At 67.7% G+C, this 13,901-nt stretch carries 13 protein-coding genes and 2 pseudogenes; 7 read left to right on the top strand and 8 right to left on the bottom strand.

Translation table 11 applies throughout. The features are described 5' to 3' along the window. Positions 1-37: 37 nt before the first annotated feature. Positions 38-1,393, bottom strand: coding sequence for an omega-aminotransferase AptA (gene aptA, locus BBJ41_RS20295; protein WP_069748131.1), 1,356 nt, complete (start codon positions 1,391-1,393; stop codon positions 38-40). A gap of 105 nt (positions 1,394-1,498) precedes the next feature. On the opposite strand from aptA, the gene BBJ41_RS20290 reads away from it, so the two are divergent. Continuing rightward, entirely contained in the window at positions 1,499-2,449 is a 951-nt protein-coding gene (locus BBJ41_RS20290; RefSeq protein WP_069748130.1) for a LysR family transcriptional regulator, read from the top strand. Between the two features lie 143 nt (positions 2,450-2,592). Here BBJ41_RS20290 and BBJ41_RS20285 read toward each other — a convergent pair whose 3' ends face one another. The 3 genes from BBJ41_RS20285 to BBJ41_RS20275 are packed head-to-tail and all read right to left on the bottom strand — an operon-like array spanning position 2,593 to position 4,689. Next, complete coding sequence (locus BBJ41_RS20285; protein WP_069748129.1) at positions 2,593-3,849, bottom strand: MFS transporter; 1,257 nt, start codon at positions 3,847-3,849, stop codon at positions 2,593-2,595. Continuing rightward, the gene (locus BBJ41_RS20280) at positions 3,846-4,181 is read right to left on the bottom strand and encodes a hypothetical protein (RefSeq protein WP_069748128.1); all 336 of its coding nucleotides are present in this window, start codon (positions 4,179-4,181) and stop codon (positions 3,846-3,848) included. The genes BBJ41_RS20285 and BBJ41_RS20280 overlap by 4 nt, the downstream gene beginning before the upstream one ends. Before the next feature lie 37 nt (positions 4,182-4,218). After that, positions 4,219-4,689 (bottom strand): MarR family winged helix-turn-helix transcriptional regulator, encoded by a 471-nt coding sequence (locus tag BBJ41_RS20275; protein WP_069748127.1) that lies wholly within the window; start codon positions 4,687-4,689, stop codon positions 4,219-4,221. Positions 4,690-4,857: 168 nt separating this feature from the next. On the opposite strand from BBJ41_RS20275, the gene BBJ41_RS20270 reads away from it, so the two are divergent. Beyond that, the gene (locus BBJ41_RS20270) at positions 4,858-5,349 is read left to right on the top strand and encodes a 2,4'-dihydroxyacetophenone dioxygenase family protein (RefSeq protein WP_069748126.1); all 492 of its coding nucleotides are present in this window, start codon (positions 4,858-4,860) and stop codon (positions 5,347-5,349) included. 102 nt (positions 5,350-5,451) lie between these two features. On the opposite strand, the gene BBJ41_RS20265 is transcribed toward BBJ41_RS20270, so the two are convergent. Further along, positions 5,452-6,600: an epoxide hydrolase family protein gene (locus BBJ41_RS20265; protein ID WP_069748125.1), complete on the bottom strand. Its 1,149-nt coding sequence runs from the start codon at positions 6,598-6,600 to the stop codon at positions 5,452-5,454. A 77-nt stretch (positions 6,601-6,677) separates the two neighbouring features. After that, entirely contained in the window at positions 6,678-7,637 is a 960-nt protein-coding gene (locus BBJ41_RS20260; protein ID WP_069748124.1) for a GlxA family transcriptional regulator, read from the bottom strand. A 137-nt stretch (positions 7,638-7,774) separates the two neighbouring features. On the opposite strand from BBJ41_RS20260, the gene BBJ41_RS20255 reads away from it, so the two are divergent. From BBJ41_RS20255 to BBJ41_RS20235, 5 genes are all read left to right on the top strand, one after another. Further along, positions 7,775-8,575: an SDR family NAD(P)-dependent oxidoreductase gene (locus tag BBJ41_RS20255; protein ID WP_069748123.1), complete on the top strand. Its 801-nt coding sequence runs from the start codon at positions 7,775-7,777 to the stop codon at positions 8,573-8,575. A 50-nt stretch (positions 8,576-8,625) separates the two neighbouring features. Next, complete coding sequence (locus BBJ41_RS20250) at positions 8,626-9,387, top strand: SDR family oxidoreductase (protein ID WP_069748122.1); 762 nt, start codon at positions 8,626-8,628, stop codon at positions 9,385-9,387. Positions 9,388-9,421: 34 nt separating this feature from the next. After that, positions 9,422-9,826: a nuclear transport factor 2 family protein gene (locus BBJ41_RS20245; protein WP_069748121.1), complete on the top strand. Its 405-nt coding sequence runs from the start codon at positions 9,422-9,424 to the stop codon at positions 9,824-9,826. Positions 9,827-10,047: 221 nt separating this feature from the next. After that, complete coding sequence (locus tag BBJ41_RS20240; RefSeq protein WP_236872109.1) at positions 10,048-11,883, top strand: sensor domain-containing diguanylate cyclase; 1,836 nt, start codon at positions 10,048-10,050, stop codon at positions 11,881-11,883. Positions 11,884-12,010: 127 nt separating this feature from the next. Beyond that, positions 12,011-12,301, top strand: coding sequence for a hypothetical protein (locus tag BBJ41_RS20235; protein ID WP_069748119.1), 291 nt, complete (start codon positions 12,011-12,013; stop codon positions 12,299-12,301). Positions 12,302-12,322: 21 nt separating this feature from the next. Here BBJ41_RS20235 and BBJ41_RS20230 read toward each other — a convergent pair. Continuing rightward, a pseudogene (locus BBJ41_RS20230) lies at positions 12,323-12,934 on the bottom strand (MFS transporter); the annotation flags it as partial. Positions 12,935-12,966: 32 nt separating this feature from the next. After that, positions 12,967-13,878: pseudogene (locus BBJ41_RS20225) on the bottom strand (MFS transporter); the annotation flags it as partial. Positions 13,879-13,901 lie beyond the last annotated feature (23 nt).

The following is a 13,901-nucleotide window of genomic DNA, read 5'->3' as shown; positions in this document are numbered from 1 at the left end:
CTTTCGTGAATTCGGTTGTTTCTCGGGGACGAGCGGCTCAGTCCACTTCGTTCAGCGCGTCGGACAGCGCGTTGACCAGATTGTCGATCTCGCGCTTCTCGGAGATGAACGGCGGCGCGAGCTGGATCGTGTCGCCGCCGTAGCGCACGTAGAAGCCCTTCGCCCAGCAGCGCATCGCGATCTCGTACGGGCGCCGTGCCGGTTCGCCCGGCAGCGCGGCGATCGTCAGGCCGGCCGCCAGCCCGTAGTTGCGGATGTCCGTGATGTGGCGCTGGCCCTTCAGACCGTGCACGGCCGCCTCGAAATGCGGCGCGAGTTCGCGCACGCGGCCCACCGCGTCTTCCTTCACCAGCAGGTCGAGCGCCGCGACGCCGGCCGCGCATGCAACCGGGTGCGCCGAATAGGTGTAGCCGTGCGGGAACTCGAGCATGTATTCGGGGCCGCCCGCGGCCATGAACGTGTCGTAGATTTCCTTCGTCGCGATCACGCCGCCGAGCGGCTGCACGCCGTTCGTGACCTGCTTCGCGAAGTTCAGGATGTCCGGCGTCACGCCGAACGCATCGGCGCCCGTCATCGCGCCGGCGCGGCCGAAGCCCGTGATGACCTCGTCGAAAATCAGCAGGATGTCGTGCGCGGTACAGATGTCGCGCAGGCGCTTCAGATAGCCCTTCGGCGGCACGACCACGCCCGCCGAGCCGGAGAACGGCTCGACGATCACGGCCGCGATGTTCGACGCGTCGTGCAGCGTGATCAGCTCGAGCAGGCGGTCGGCCAGCTCGGCGCCGTGCTCGGGCATCCCGCGCGAGAATTTGTTCTCGGCGAGTTGCGTGTGCGGCAGGAAATCGGCGTCGAGGCCCTGACCGAACAGCTTGCGGTTCGCCCCGATCCCGCCGACCGAGATGCCGCCGAAGTTCACGCCGTGGTAGCCCTTCTCGCGGCCGATCAGGCGCGTCTTCGTACCCTTGCCCTTCGCGCGCCAGTACGCGCGGGCCAGCTTCAGCGAGGTGTCGGCCGCTTCCGAGCCCGAACCCGTGAAGAACACGTAGTCGAGGCCGGCCGGCGTCAGGTCCTTGATCTTGTTGGCGAGTTCGAACGACTTCGGGTGGCCGAACTGGAACGCCGGCGCGTAGTCGAGCTGCGCGACCTGGCGGCTCACCGCCTCGACGATTTCCGTGCGGCCGTGACCGAGGCCCGTACACCAGAGGCCCGACAGGCCGTCGAAGATCTTGCGGCCTTCGGCATCCGTGTAATACGCGCCCTTGCCCGACACGATCATGCGCGGATCGGCCTTGAACTGGCGGTTGGCCGTGAACGGCATCCAGTGCGCGTCGAGCCAGGCGGCGTCGGTGCGGATGGTCGTGTCGTCCTGCGCGGCGGTGGTGATGTCGGTCATGTCGGTCGGCGCGGCGCGCCCCTCCTTCTTGTGATGATGTTGCGCATTGTCGGGAGGCCAATTAGTCTCTTCAATATCGCAATATCAATGTTCACTTGCGCAACTATGCAAGCAAAGAAACCGAAGAGCCGCGCGCTGCTCGGGCAGCTCAGCGACATGGATCTCCGCCTGCTGCGGGTCTTCAAGGGCGTCGTGCAGTGCGGCGGAATGGCGGCGGCCGAACTGGAACTGAATATCGGCATCTCGACGATCAGCCGGCACGTGAAGGATCTGGAAACGCGCGTCGGCCTCGTGCTGTGCCGGCGCGGCCGCGCCGGCTTCACGCTGACACCCGAGGGCCAGACGGTGTACGAGGAGACGCTGCGGCTGCTCGCGTCGATGGAAGCATTTCGAAGCAGGATAGACGGTATTCACGACCGGATGGGCGGAGAATTGCACGTCGCGGTGTTCGACAAGACGGCCACCAACGCGAATGCGCGCCTCGGCGACGCGATCCGCCAATTCGCGGACGAAGCGCCCGACGTCGCGCTGAACCTGCACGTCGCGTCGATCAACGAGGTCGAGCGCGGAATCATCGACGGCAGCTATCAGGTCGGGATCATTCCCGCGCACCGCAATTCGGGCAGCCTCGTGTATTCGGAGCTGTTCGACGAACGGATGCTGCTCTACTGCGGCCGCCAGCATCCGCTTTTCGATGCGCCGCACGGCAAGCTCACGTGGACGACGATCCGCAACCATGCGTTCGCGGGGCTCGGCTTCCATTCGCCGAACATGGAACTGAGCCATCGCGCGAAGCTCACGCGCAGCGCGACCGCGTCGGACCAGGAATCGATCGCGACGCTGATCCTGTCGGGTCGTTATCTCGGCTTCCTGCCCGACCATTACGCGGAGAGCTTCGAAAACAAGGGGCTGATGCAGTCGATCGCACCGCAGCGGTTCAATTACCGGTGCCGGTTCGTGAGCCTGCTGCGACGCTCGCCGCGGCCGTCGCGGGCCGCGCTGCTGTTCCAGACGTGCCTCGAAGCCGCGCACGCCGAAGCGCGGCCGGCCGCGTAGGCGGCTGACGCGCGGAATCCGGTTCCCGGCTGTGCGTCGTGCGGCATCGCGCGAGCGGGACGCTCGGCGGCCCGACGCACGCGCCCGCATCGCGAATATGGGACGGGCAGGCGCAGCGGCACCGTCATCCCCGCCCTGTTACGTCACGCGCGGTCGCCCTGATCGACCGCGCCGCCTGCGCGCAGCTTGTCGCGGTTGCGCTTCACGAAATGCGTCGCGACCAGCGCGGCCGCGAAACCGGATGCCGCGCCGACGCCGAGCGCCCAGCGCGGGCCGAGGTGATTCGCGACCCAGCCGGCCACCGGCGCGCCGATCGGCGTGCCGCCGAGCGCAACCGCGAGGCGCAGCGCCATCACGCGGCCGCGCATCGCCGGCTCGGTGGACAGTTGCATCAGGCTGTTGGTCGAGTTCATGAAGGTGATCGCGGCGATCCCGGTCAGCACCAGCGCGGCGGCGAACAGCCAGTAGCTGGGCGCCAGCGCGGCAAACGTGCAGCCGAGCCCGAACAGCGCGGCGCCGATCCACAGATGCCGGAACCGCGGCTGCTCGCGGCGCGCCGCAAGCAACGCGCCCGAGATCGTGCCGACCGCCATCATCGACGAAAGAAAGCCGAACCCGCGCGCATCGACGTGAAACACGCTGGCGGCCATCGTCGAGATGAACAGCTGGAAATTGAGCCCGAACGTGCCGATCAGGAACAGCATCACGAGGATCGCCGTCAGGTCCGCGCGGTGCCATACGTAGCGGAACCCGTCGAGCAGGCTGCTGCGCGCGCGGCTCGCCCGCACGTTCGCGCGCAGTTCGTCCTCCCGCAGCAGCAACAGCGACGCCAGCACCGCGAAGAAGCTGATCCCGTTGGCGAGGAACGCCCAGCCCGTGCCGACCGACGCGATCAGGAAACCGGCCGCGGCCGGCCCGATCATCCGTGCCGCGTTGAACGACGTCGAATTGAGCGCGACCGCGTTCGCGAGTTCGCGATCGCCGACCAGTTCCGCGACGAAGGTCTGCCGCACGGGCGCATCGAATGCCGATGCGCAGCCGAACAGGAACGCGAACACGTACACGTGCTCGAGCCGCGCGGCGCCCGTGACCGTCAGCACGCCGAGCGCCAGCGCCAGCACGCCCATCAACGCCTGCGTGGTCATCAGCAGCTTGCGCTGGTCGAAGCGGTCGGCCGCGTAGCCGGTCCACGGCAACAGCAGCAGTTGCGGACCGAACTGCAGCGCCATCACCGTGCCGACGGCCGACGCGTCGTGATGCGTGAGCTGCGTGAGGACGAGCCAGTCCTGCGCGGTGCGCTGGATCCACGTGCCGATGTTCGACACCAGCGAACCGATCGCCCATACGCGATAGTTGAAACTGCGAAGCGAACGGAATACGCCTGCCGCCGGCACGCTCATGGCTGCTCCCGCTCCGGGTCGTTGCCGCCGTGCAGCGCGCCGAAGTGCCGTGCGAGATGCAGGCCGAGCACGAGCGCGCCGAGGCCGAGCGCGGCCACGTCGGCGGACACCTTCAGGTCGAAGGCGCCGGTCCGGCAGACCAGCACGTAACCGAGCACGAGATTCACGAAACCCCAGACGAGGTTCACGGTCGACGACGACAGCCCGCGGCCGGGCGGATTCGCGAACGGCGTCTGGAACGGTTCGCCGCGCAGCCCGCTGACCAGATGCGGGACGGCGTTCGCGAGAAACGCGCCGCCGAAGAAATACGACACGAGATGCAGGATGTTCATGTTCAGGCTGTCCTCCGGCCAAGCCGGTCGATACGGTTCACGGGCGCGCCGGGTCCTGGAATTCGGCGAGCCGCTGCAGCAGCTTCACGGCCGACGCGAGTTCGGCCTGCTCCGCTTCCGACAACTGCGCGTGCAGCGCGCGGAACAGCCAGTCGTCCTTGGCCGCGCGGTTGGCCTGCAGCACCTTGCGGAAACCGGGCGTGAGCGTCATCAAGGTCTGCCGGCCGTCGGTCGGATCGGGCGCGCCGCTGACGGCGCCCAGCGCCTCCAGCGTCGCGACCGTCACGCGCATCGACTGCGGGCGCACGCTTTCGGCGCGCGCGAGCGCCGACACGGTCGCGGGGCCGTCGCGATCGAGCCGCAGCAAGACCGATTTCTGGGAGGACGTGAGGTCGTTCGGGTGGGTCTGCTCGCGCATCCGTCGCATCAGCTTGCCGACCGAGATGCGGAGTTCGCCGGCGAGACCGGCCAGTTGGGGTGTTTCGGGGGGCGAAGATGGCGTGTTCATCGGCGCACGATAGCACGTATACAGAAAAACTGTACAGTTTTACTGTATATATCGGTGAGCCGATCATATGACTCCCGTGATGAACGGCACGACCGGCCATCACCGGTTCGGTTGCACGAAGCGGCTCTGCGATAATGCGGGCTCCCCATTTCCGCTCCGCCTTCCGCCATGACGCAGCCGTCCGCCCCGCTCCCCACCGACTTGCCGCCGATCTCGTGCCTGCCCGGCGAAGCATTGCCGTGGCTGCCGATGAGTGCCGACCTGCCGGGGCTGGCGATCAAGTACCTGCACATCAATGCGGCCGAGGACACGCTGACTGCGCTGCTGAAGATGCCGGCCGGCGGCACGCTGCCGCGCCACCGTCATGACGGCGAGGTGTTCGTCCACACGCTGCAGGGCGCGTGGCGCTACCTCGAATACGACTGGGTCGCGCACGCCGGCTCGACGGTGCTCGAACCGGCCGGCTCGGTGCATACGCCGGAAACGCTCGGCGCGCCGGGCGAGGACGTAATCACGCTCAACGTGATGCGGGGCGATCTCGTGCTGCTCGACGACGATGGCCGCGAATCCGCGCGCGAGAACTGCCGCGTCGCGCTGCTGCGCCAGCGCAAGCATGCGCGCACTGCGCCGGAAGATGCGGCGCCGTTCGTCACGCGTTAGGACAAGCGGCGGCGGCGCGTCGCGATCCGCATGGCGCCGGCTTGCGCTGATGCGCGTTTGACCGCCGGCGCGCTTCGCCCGCCTCCCCGGCCTGCCCGCGCATCACCGAAAACGTCGGAAAAATCGCCGAATATCGCTGGCCAGCAGGTCCGGCTCTTCCAGTGCGGCAAAATGGCCGCCGCGCGGCATGTCGGCCCATTGCACGACGTCGAACACCCGTTCGAGCCAACTGCGCGGCGGGCAGTTGATTTCCTTCGGAAAACGCGCAAACGCGACGGGCACCGCCAGGCGTTGCCCGGCCGCGAAGCGCATGGGTTGCAGCCGGTTTTCCCAATACATCTGCATCGACGAGCCGATGCAGCCAGTGAACCAGTAGAGCGAGATTCCGGTCAGCAGCGTGTCGTGCGAAAACCGTCGCGAGACGTCGCCGTCGCAATCGCTCCACGCGCGGAATTTCTCGGCGATCCACGCGGCCAGCCCGGCCGGCGAATCGTTGAGCGCGACGGCCAGCGTCTGCGGCTTCGTCATGTGCATATGCGCGTATCCGCCCTCCAGCGCGGCCCACTCGCCGCCCCGCGTCAGGAAGGCCCGTTCGTCCTCGGTCAGCGGCGAAGCCTCGTCCGTCGGCGGTGCGTAACTGCCGGGCAGGTAGTTCAGATGGATACCGTCCACCACGTCGGCGTGTCGCGCGCCGAGCGCAATCGACACGCCTGCGCCGAGATCGCCGCCCTGCGCGCCGAAGCGTCGATATCCGAGACCGGACATCAGCGCCGCCCAGCGGTCGGCGACCTGAAATGCCGACATGCCGGGCGCTTCAGGCGCCGGCGAGAACAGGAAGCCCGGGAGTGACGGCACGACGACGTCGAACGCGTCGTCCGGATCGCCGCCGAACGCCGCCGGGTCGCAGAGGCGATCGATCAGCGCCTCGAATTCGAATACGGAGCCCGGCCAGCCGTGGGTGACGACGAGCGGATACGGCCTCGGCCCGACGCCGCGTCGATGGATGAAATGCACGCGCTGCCCGCCTGCGTCTGCGACGAACTGCGGCAGCCGGTTCAGCGCGCGCTCCGCGGCACGCCAATCGAAACGGTCGGCCCAGTATGCGGTCAGCTCGCGCAGCCACGGGCCGTCGATACCCTGCTGCCACGACCCGGCCGGTGTCAGCACCGGTACGCGCATGTCGCGCAGGCGTCGGTGCAGGTCCTCGAGCGCATGATCGGGAATCGCAATGTTGAACGGGGCGGCGTACATCGTGTCTCCTCGCGAAGAATGTCGACGAGATTCTGCGCGATTTTTCCGTCCCGCGCCGAACGGCTCGCGTCGGCGCGTCAGCCCGTTTCGCGCTCGTCCACGCGCGCGTCGCGGCGCATCGCCTGCGGCGGCACGCCGAACCCGCGCACGAATGCCTCGCGCATGTGCCGGCGGTCGCGAAAACCGTTCTCCTTCGCGACCACGTCGAGCGGATGGCGGCTTTGTTCGATCATCAGCCGCGCGGCTTCGAGCCGCAGTCGCTCGATCGCCTTCGCGGGCGATTGCCCCGTTTCCAGCGTAAACACGCGGCTGAACTGGCGCGGGCTCAGGTGGACCGCATCGGCGAGATCCTCGACGGTCAGCGCGCGGCCGAGGTTCTGCCGCGCGTAGTTCAGCGCGTTCTGGATCCGGTCGGATTTCGGCGCGAGCTCCAGCATTTCCGAATGCTGCGACTGGCCGCCGGCCCGGCGCTGGTGCATCACCAGCTTGTGTGCGACCGAACGCGCGGCATCGGCGCCGAGATCCTTTTCCACCATCGCGAGGGCCAGGTCGAGACCGGCCGTCATCCCGGCCGAGGTCCAGATCGGACCGTCGACGATATAGATCCGGTCTTCCTCGACGCGAATCTCCGGGTAATGCCGCTGCATGTCGCGGCCATACGCCCAGTGCGTGGTCGCGCGGCGCTGCGCGAGCAGTCCGGCCTCAGCCAGCACGAACGCGCCCGTGCAGATGCCGGCGATCCGCCGTGCGCGCGCGTTCGTGCGGCGCAGGAACGCGACGACGCCGGCCGGCGCCGGCGATGCGAACGGATCGTTGACGCCCGCGACGATCCACGTATCGACGTCGATCCGCCCCCGCAGCGCACGGGTGGCGACCGACAGCCCGAGCGACGAGCGCACGTCGCCGCCATCGACCGAATAGTTGTCCATCACGTAGAACGGCTCGCCCGCGCCCATGTTCGCGTACTCGAACACCGACTGCGCGGCGAGCGCCATGATCTGGAAACCGTCGCTGATCAGAAAGCCGATTCGGTGCATGCGTGTTCTCCGGTCCCGGGCGTGGTGGTCGGCCCGATGTCCTGAATCATACCTATCTACGTCATTTGTGTCGCGGCGATTCGAAGCCAGAATGCATTCACGCCATTCGGCCAACTTCAACGAAACGGAGCGACATCATGACCCAAGACCATCGCGGTACCGCCCTCATTACCGGCGCATCGTCGGGTATCGGCGCCATCTACGCGGACCGGCTCGCGCGCCGCGGCTACGACCTGATCCTCGTCGCGCGCAGCCGCGACCGGCTGGCCGCCCTCGCCGAGCGCATCACGAACGACACGCAGCGCAGCGTCGAAATCGTCGACGCGGACCTCAACGACCGCGCGGCGCTCGCCGCCGTGGAGGCGAAGCTGAAAGAGGACGCGAGCATCACGCTGCTCGTGAACAACGCGGGCATCGGCACGCATACGCCGCTGCTCGACAGCGACGTCGACGCGATGACGCGAATGATCGACCTGAACGTGACCGCGCTCACCCGGCTGACCTATGCGGCCGTGCCCGGCTTCGTCGCACGCGGCCGCGGCGCGGTGATCAACATTGCGTCGATCGTCGCGATCTCGCCCGAAACGCTGAACGGCGTGTACGGCGGCAGCAAGGCGTTCGTGCTCGCGTTCAGCCAGTCGCTGCATCACGAGCTCGCCGGCAACGGCGTGCAGGTGCAGGCCGTGCTGCCCGGCGCGACGGCCACGGATTTCTGGCAAACGGGCGGCCTGCCGATCGAGCACCTGCCGAAGGAGATCGTGATGTCGGCGCCCGACATGGTCGACGCGGCGCTGGTCGGCTTCGATCGCGGCGAACTCGTGACGATTCCGTCGCTGCACGCAGGCGACGAATGGGACGCCTACGAGGCCGCGCGCCGCACGATGGCGCCGCACCTGTCGGCCGATACGCCCGCGCCGCGCTACGCGCCGGCGCACTGATTCCCGTTTCCGCTTCTCCGCTATCCAGCCAGACACATGGAGCACACATCATGAAACCCAGCGGCAATACCATTTTCATTACCGGCGGCACCTCCGGCATCGGCCGCGCGCTCGCGATCGCGCTCGAACGGCGCGGCAACAAGGTCATCGTCGCCGGCCGGCGCAAGGCGCTGCTCGACGAGATCGCGCAACAGCACCCGAATATCGACACGGTCGAACTCGATGTCGGCGACGGCACGCAGATCCGCGCAGTCGCGGCCCGGTTGATCGAACGTTATCCGGCGCTGAACGTCGTGATCAACAACGCCGGCATCATGCCGTTCGACGACGCGGGCGGCCCGCTCGACGACGAACAGGCCGTGCGCCTCGTCGACACGAACCTGCTCGGCCCCGTGCGCGTCAGCGCGGCATTCGTCGAGCATCTGAAGCGGCAACCCGACGCGACGATCATCAACAACAGCTCGGTGCTCGCGTATGTCCCGCTGGCCGCGACGGCCCTCTATTCGGCGACGAAGGCCGCGATTCACTCGTACACGCTGTCGCAGCGCTTCGCGTTGCGCGACACCAGCGTGCGCGTGCTCGAAATCGCGCCGCCGTGGGTCGATACCGATCTCGTGCACAAGAGCGGCGACCCGCGCGCGATGCCGGTCGACGCGTTCGTCGCCGAAACGCTGACGCTGCTCGAAACCGCGACGACGGAAATCGTCGTCGAAGCGGCCAGGCCGTTGCGCGACAACGCGGGGCCGAACGAGCACGCGTTCGTCGAGCAATTCAATCAGTTCATCGTCGACAACCCGATTCCCGTCGAATGACATCGCGCGGAAACCCGCCATCGGAGCCCCCATCATGACTACCGCACTGGAAGAGAAAAACACGGCCTTCGTCCTCGAAGCGCTCGATACGCTGTTCAACCGGAAAGACTACGACCGGGCCGCGCAATTCTGGGCCGACGACTACGTGCAGCACAGCCAGCACGTGCCGGCCGGCCGCGACGGGCTGTTCGGCCTGGTCGATTCGATGCCCGGCCTGCGTTTCGAGTACGACAGGGTTGCCGCCAGCGGCGACTTCGTGTGGGTACACAGCCGGTACACGCACTCGGCCAGCCCCGTCGCGCTGATCGCGCTCGATATCCTGCGGATCGAGGGCGGCAAGCTGGTCGAGCACTGGGACGTGCTGCAGAACGAGGCCACGCGCGCCGAATCGGCCGGCGGCCATCCGATGTTCGGCGACGCATTTCCGGACGCGTGTTGACGCCGTCTTTCGTCCGACGGAAAACCCGGCGCCGGAGCGCCGGGAAACCGCCGCGAATTCCTTCTCCTGCCGCGCGAATGGATAACACCGGGCATCGATTTATGCCCGCTTGCCATGTATTTCGCGCAACAGTAAGCTCTACCGCTGCAGTATTTGAAGCAGCGCCATATCGGCGCGATCCGTCCGATCATCCGGGCAATCGTCCGTTGCGGAATTCGACCATGCGGTTCCGTATGTTCATCACCGAAACCGGCGACGCGCCGGCTACCGCGCGCGTCGCGGCCGACAGTCCGCCGGCGCTCCCGCCGCTGCCCGAACTGGAGACCGTCTGCCGAGTCGCGCGCGCGCATTTCGGCACAGCCGGCGTGTTCATTGCGTGTATCAAAGCCGGCGCGCAACGCGTGCTGGCCGCCGACGGCACGCTGCCCGAGCCGCTACCCGATCCGCTTTCCGCCGATTTTTTCCTGCCGCCCGCCTCGCACGATCCGTCTTCCGGCCGACGCATCGCAGTGCAAGGCGCGAACGGCAGCCTGCCATGCGCCGACGGCGCGCGTCACACGGCTGACACGCCTGACGTGCCTGCGTTGCCCCGCGAGCCGCATGTCGTCGCGACCTGCGAACTGGCCGCGCCCGACGGCACCGCACTCGGCACGCTGTGCGTCGCGCACGACACCGACCTGACGCTCGACGCCGCGCAATGCGCGCTGCTGCGCGACCTCGCCACGCTCGCCGAACGCGCGCTCGCCCGCGCCGTCACGGAGGCCGCCTTGCGCGAACGGCTCGTGCGGGTCGAGGAACACAGCACGCTGACGACACTCGCGCTGACCGAAAGCGGCACCGGCGTGTGGGACCGCAACGTGGAAACCGGCGAAATCCATTACTCGCCGACGTGGAAGGCGATGCTCGGCTACGCGCCGCACGAGTTGAGCAACCGGATCGAGGACGCGTACGACCGGCTGCATCCCGACGACGTCGACGACGTGAAATCCGCGATGCGCTCGCACTTCGAGCACCGGACCGCCAGCTACGAGGTCGAGCACCGCATCCGCTGCAAGGACGGCACGTACAAGTGGATTCGCAGCCGCGGCAAGGTGATCAGCCGCGACAGCCACGGCCGGGCGCTGCGCATGGTCGGCACGACCACGGACATCACGGCGCTGCGCGATTCGGCCGCGCTCATCACGAACCTGACCGACCAGGTTCCCGGGCTCGTGTTTCAGCTGCGGCAGGCGGCCGACGGGCACCGGTTCTTTTCCTATGCGAGCGCGGGGGTCAGCGACATCTACGAACTGACGCCCGAGCAGATCGCACGCAACGCGGAAACGGTCGAGGCCCGGATTCATCCGGCCGACCTCCCCGCCTACCGGCAGTCGCTGCACGATTCGTCGGTACGTCTGACGCCGTGGCGTCTCGAATACCGCGTGCTGCTGCCCGGCCAGGGCCTGCGGTGGCGCGAAGGCGACGCGCGCCCGCAACGCACGCCCGACGGCGGCACCGTGTGGCACGGCTTCATCACCGATGCCACCGAGCGCAAGCACATCGAGGCCGAACTGCACCGGATGGCGACGACCGACCATCTGACGCAACTGTCGAACCGCCATGCGTTCATGCGGCAAAGCGAAGCCGCGCTGCGTTGCGTGCGCGCGACCGGCGAGGCCGCCGCGGTGCTGATGCTCGATCTCGATCATTTCAAGGCGTTGAACGACCGTTGGGGCCATCCGCTCGGCGATCGCGCGCTGCGGCATTTCGCGCGCCTGCTGCTGGCGGAAGCCGGGCCCGACGGCATCGTCGGCCGGGTCGGCGGCGAGGAGTTCGCGATCGTGCTGCCGAGGTCGGATCTCGATACGGCGTTCGCCTTTGCGCTGCGCTTGCAGCAGCGCGCGATACAGGCGCGGCTGATGCACGAGGACCAGCAGGTCGCGCTGACCGTCAGCATCGGCATCGACGCGATGCGGGAGTCGGACTTCGGCGCGTACCAGTCGCTGTCCCGCGCCGACAAGGCGCTCTATCTCGCGAAGGAACGCGGCCGCAACCGGATCGAGGTGTATCGGGCATGACCCGGGAAGGTTCGGTCCGCGCGACGGGCCGCTACGCATCCGGCAACGCGGCCATGACCGGCCCCGCCCGTTCCTTCGCGTCGAACGATCATGTAGGCTTGCGCATCGATCTGACGAATGCCGCCTCATGACCCTGTCCAAACGACTCATCCCGTCCTGCCTGCTCGGCGTCGCGCTCATCGAGTTGCTGGCACTGCTGGTTTTCTACATGGCTGCCAGCTCGATGGAAGATCCGTATGCCGGCGTTCGCGCGGTCGTCACCGCACTGGTCGGTGCGGCCGCGATATCGGTCATCGGGTTCGCCGCGGGCATCGCGTACCTGGCGATCGATCTGCAGGCGCGCGGCGCCGCGATCAAAAGCGCCCTGGCGCTGCATGGCCTGCTCGTCCTGCCGGGGCTCTATCTGTATTTCCACTGAAGCACCACGCGGCCGGCGGCGTCACGCCGAGCCTTCACGCGGCGTCGCGCGCACGCCCGCCAGCATCGCGACCGCGCACGCGGCCAGCAACGCCGCGATCATCAGCATCGCCGGGTCCATGCTGCCGGTTCTCGTGCGGATCAGCCCGACGAGCCAGGGCGTGATCATCCCGCTGGACACGCCGATGCTGCTGATCAGCGCGATCCCGCCCGCCGCGCCCGCCCCCGAGAAATACGCGGACGGCACGGCCCAGAACACCGGATGGGCGGCGAAGATCAGCATCGCCGCGACCGACAGCAGCGCCATCATCACGACGATGCTCGGCAGGTGCAGCGTCAGCAGCGCGAGCGCCACCGCGCCGCCGAACGCGCACGCGGCGAAATGCCGGCGCCGCTCGCGCTTGCGGTCCGAGCGCCGCGCGATCGTGATCAGGCCGACCGCGCCGATCGCGTTCGGCACCACCGACAGCAGGCTGATCTGCACGACATCGTGAATGCCGAATTCGCGGATCATCAGCGGCATCCAGAACAGCAGCATCAGCAGCGCGGTGGTCAGCGAGAAATAGATGAAGGCGAACAGGTAGGTACGCGGTTCGGCCAGCACCTGCCGCAGCGAATGCGGCGCGGGCGCCGCGCGATCGTGATCAGGCCGACCGCGCCGATCGCGTTCGGCACCACCGACAGCAGGCTGATCTGCACGACATCGTGAATGCCGAATTCGCGGATCATCAGCGGCATCCAGAACAGCAGCATCAGCAGCGCGGTGGTCAGCGAGAAATAGATGAAGGCGAACAGGTAGGTACGCGGTTCGGCCAGCACCTGCCGCAGCGAATGCGGCGCGGGCGTGCCGGCACTGGCGTGGTCGGCGGCCAGATCGGCCGCGAGGCGCCGCCGGTCAGCGTCGGTCAGCCAGCGCGCGTGCTCGGGACGATCGCACAGCCAGAACCACGCGATCACGCCGAGCAGGATCGCGGGCGCGCCCTCGATCGCGAACATCCATTGCCAGCCGTGCAGCCCGAGCACGCCCGACATCCCGCGCATCAGCCAGCCCGACAGCAACCCGCCGACCATCCCGGCCACCGCGACGCCCGCGTAGAAGATCGACAGCACCGATGCGCGCCGCCGCGCCGGATACCAGTAAGTCAGGTAGAACACGACGCCCGGGAAAAAGCCGGCCTCGAACAGCCCGAGCAGGAAGCGCAGCACGTAGAAATGCTTCGCGCTGTCGACGGTGATCATCGCCACCGACACGGCGCCCCACAGGAACATGATCCGCGCGAACGTGCGGCGCGCGCCGAAGCGGCGCAGCAGCGCGTTGCTCGGCACCTCGAACAGCACGTAGCCGACGAAGAACAGCACCGCGCCGAGGCTGTACATCGCGTCGGTCAGGCCGAGATCCTGCCGCATCTGCAACTGCGCGAAGCCGATGTTGCTGCGATCGAGAATCGACACGATGTAGCAGATGAACAGGAACGGCACGATCCGCTTGCCGATGCGCCGGTACAGCGCGTCGTCGTCCGTCGAACCGGCGCCGGCTGCGACGGCATGCGCGCCGTCCGCTTGAAGAGGGGCTGACATCGATCGTCTCCTCGATGAATTCC

It is taken from the genome of Burkholderia stabilis (assembly GCF_001742165.1).
Classification (GTDB): Bacteria; Pseudomonadota; Gammaproteobacteria; order Burkholderiales; family Burkholderiaceae; genus Burkholderia; species Burkholderia stabilis.
This window is presented reverse-complemented; position numbering and strand designations above follow the sequence as displayed.

What these genes read in the sequence shown, in the direction of transcription:
- BBJ41_RS20285 (WP_069748129.1), bottom strand. Translation starts at nt 3,849, where the DNA reads ATGAGCGTGCCGGCGGCAGGCGTATTCCGTTCGCTTCGCAGTTTCAAC.
- BBJ41_RS20260 (WP_069748124.1), bottom strand. Translation starts at nt 7,637, where the DNA reads ATGCACCGAATCGGCTTTCTGATCAGCGACGGTTTCCAGATCATGGCG.
- BBJ41_RS20280 (WP_069748128.1), bottom strand. Translation starts at nt 4,181, where the DNA reads ATGAACATCCTGCATCTCGTGTCGTATTTCTTCGGCGGCGCGTTTCTC.
- BBJ41_RS20275 (WP_069748127.1), bottom strand. Translation starts at nt 4,689, where the DNA reads ATGAACACGCCATCTTCGCCCCCCGAAACACCCCAACTGGCCGGTCTC.
- BBJ41_RS20245 (WP_069748121.1), top strand. Translation starts at nt 9,422, where the DNA reads ATGACTACCGCACTGGAAGAGAAAAACACGGCCTTCGTCCTCGAAGCG.
- BBJ41_RS20235 (WP_069748119.1), top strand. Translation starts at nt 12,011, where the DNA reads ATGACCCTGTCCAAACGACTCATCCCGTCCTGCCTGCTCGGCGTCGCG.
- aptA (WP_069748131.1), bottom strand. Translation starts at nt 1,393, where the DNA reads ATGACCGACATCACCACCGCCGCGCAGGACGACACGACCATCCGCACC.
- BBJ41_RS20270 (WP_069748126.1), top strand. Translation starts at nt 4,858, where the DNA reads ATGACGCAGCCGTCCGCCCCGCTCCCCACCGACTTGCCGCCGATCTCG.
- BBJ41_RS20255 (WP_069748123.1), top strand. Translation starts at nt 7,775, where the DNA reads ATGACCCAAGACCATCGCGGTACCGCCCTCATTACCGGCGCATCGTCG.
- BBJ41_RS20265 (WP_069748125.1), bottom strand. Translation starts at nt 6,600, where the DNA reads ATGTACGCCGCCCCGTTCAACATTGCGATTCCCGATCATGCGCTCGAG.
- BBJ41_RS20240 (WP_236872109.1), top strand. Translation starts at nt 10,048, where the DNA reads ATGCGGTTCCGTATGTTCATCACCGAAACCGGCGACGCGCCGGCTACC.
- BBJ41_RS20290 (WP_069748130.1), top strand. Translation starts at nt 1,499, where the DNA reads ATGCAAGCAAAGAAACCGAAGAGCCGCGCGCTGCTCGGGCAGCTCAGC.
- BBJ41_RS20250 (WP_069748122.1), top strand. Translation starts at nt 8,626, where the DNA reads ATGAAACCCAGCGGCAATACCATTTTCATTACCGGCGGCACCTCCGGC.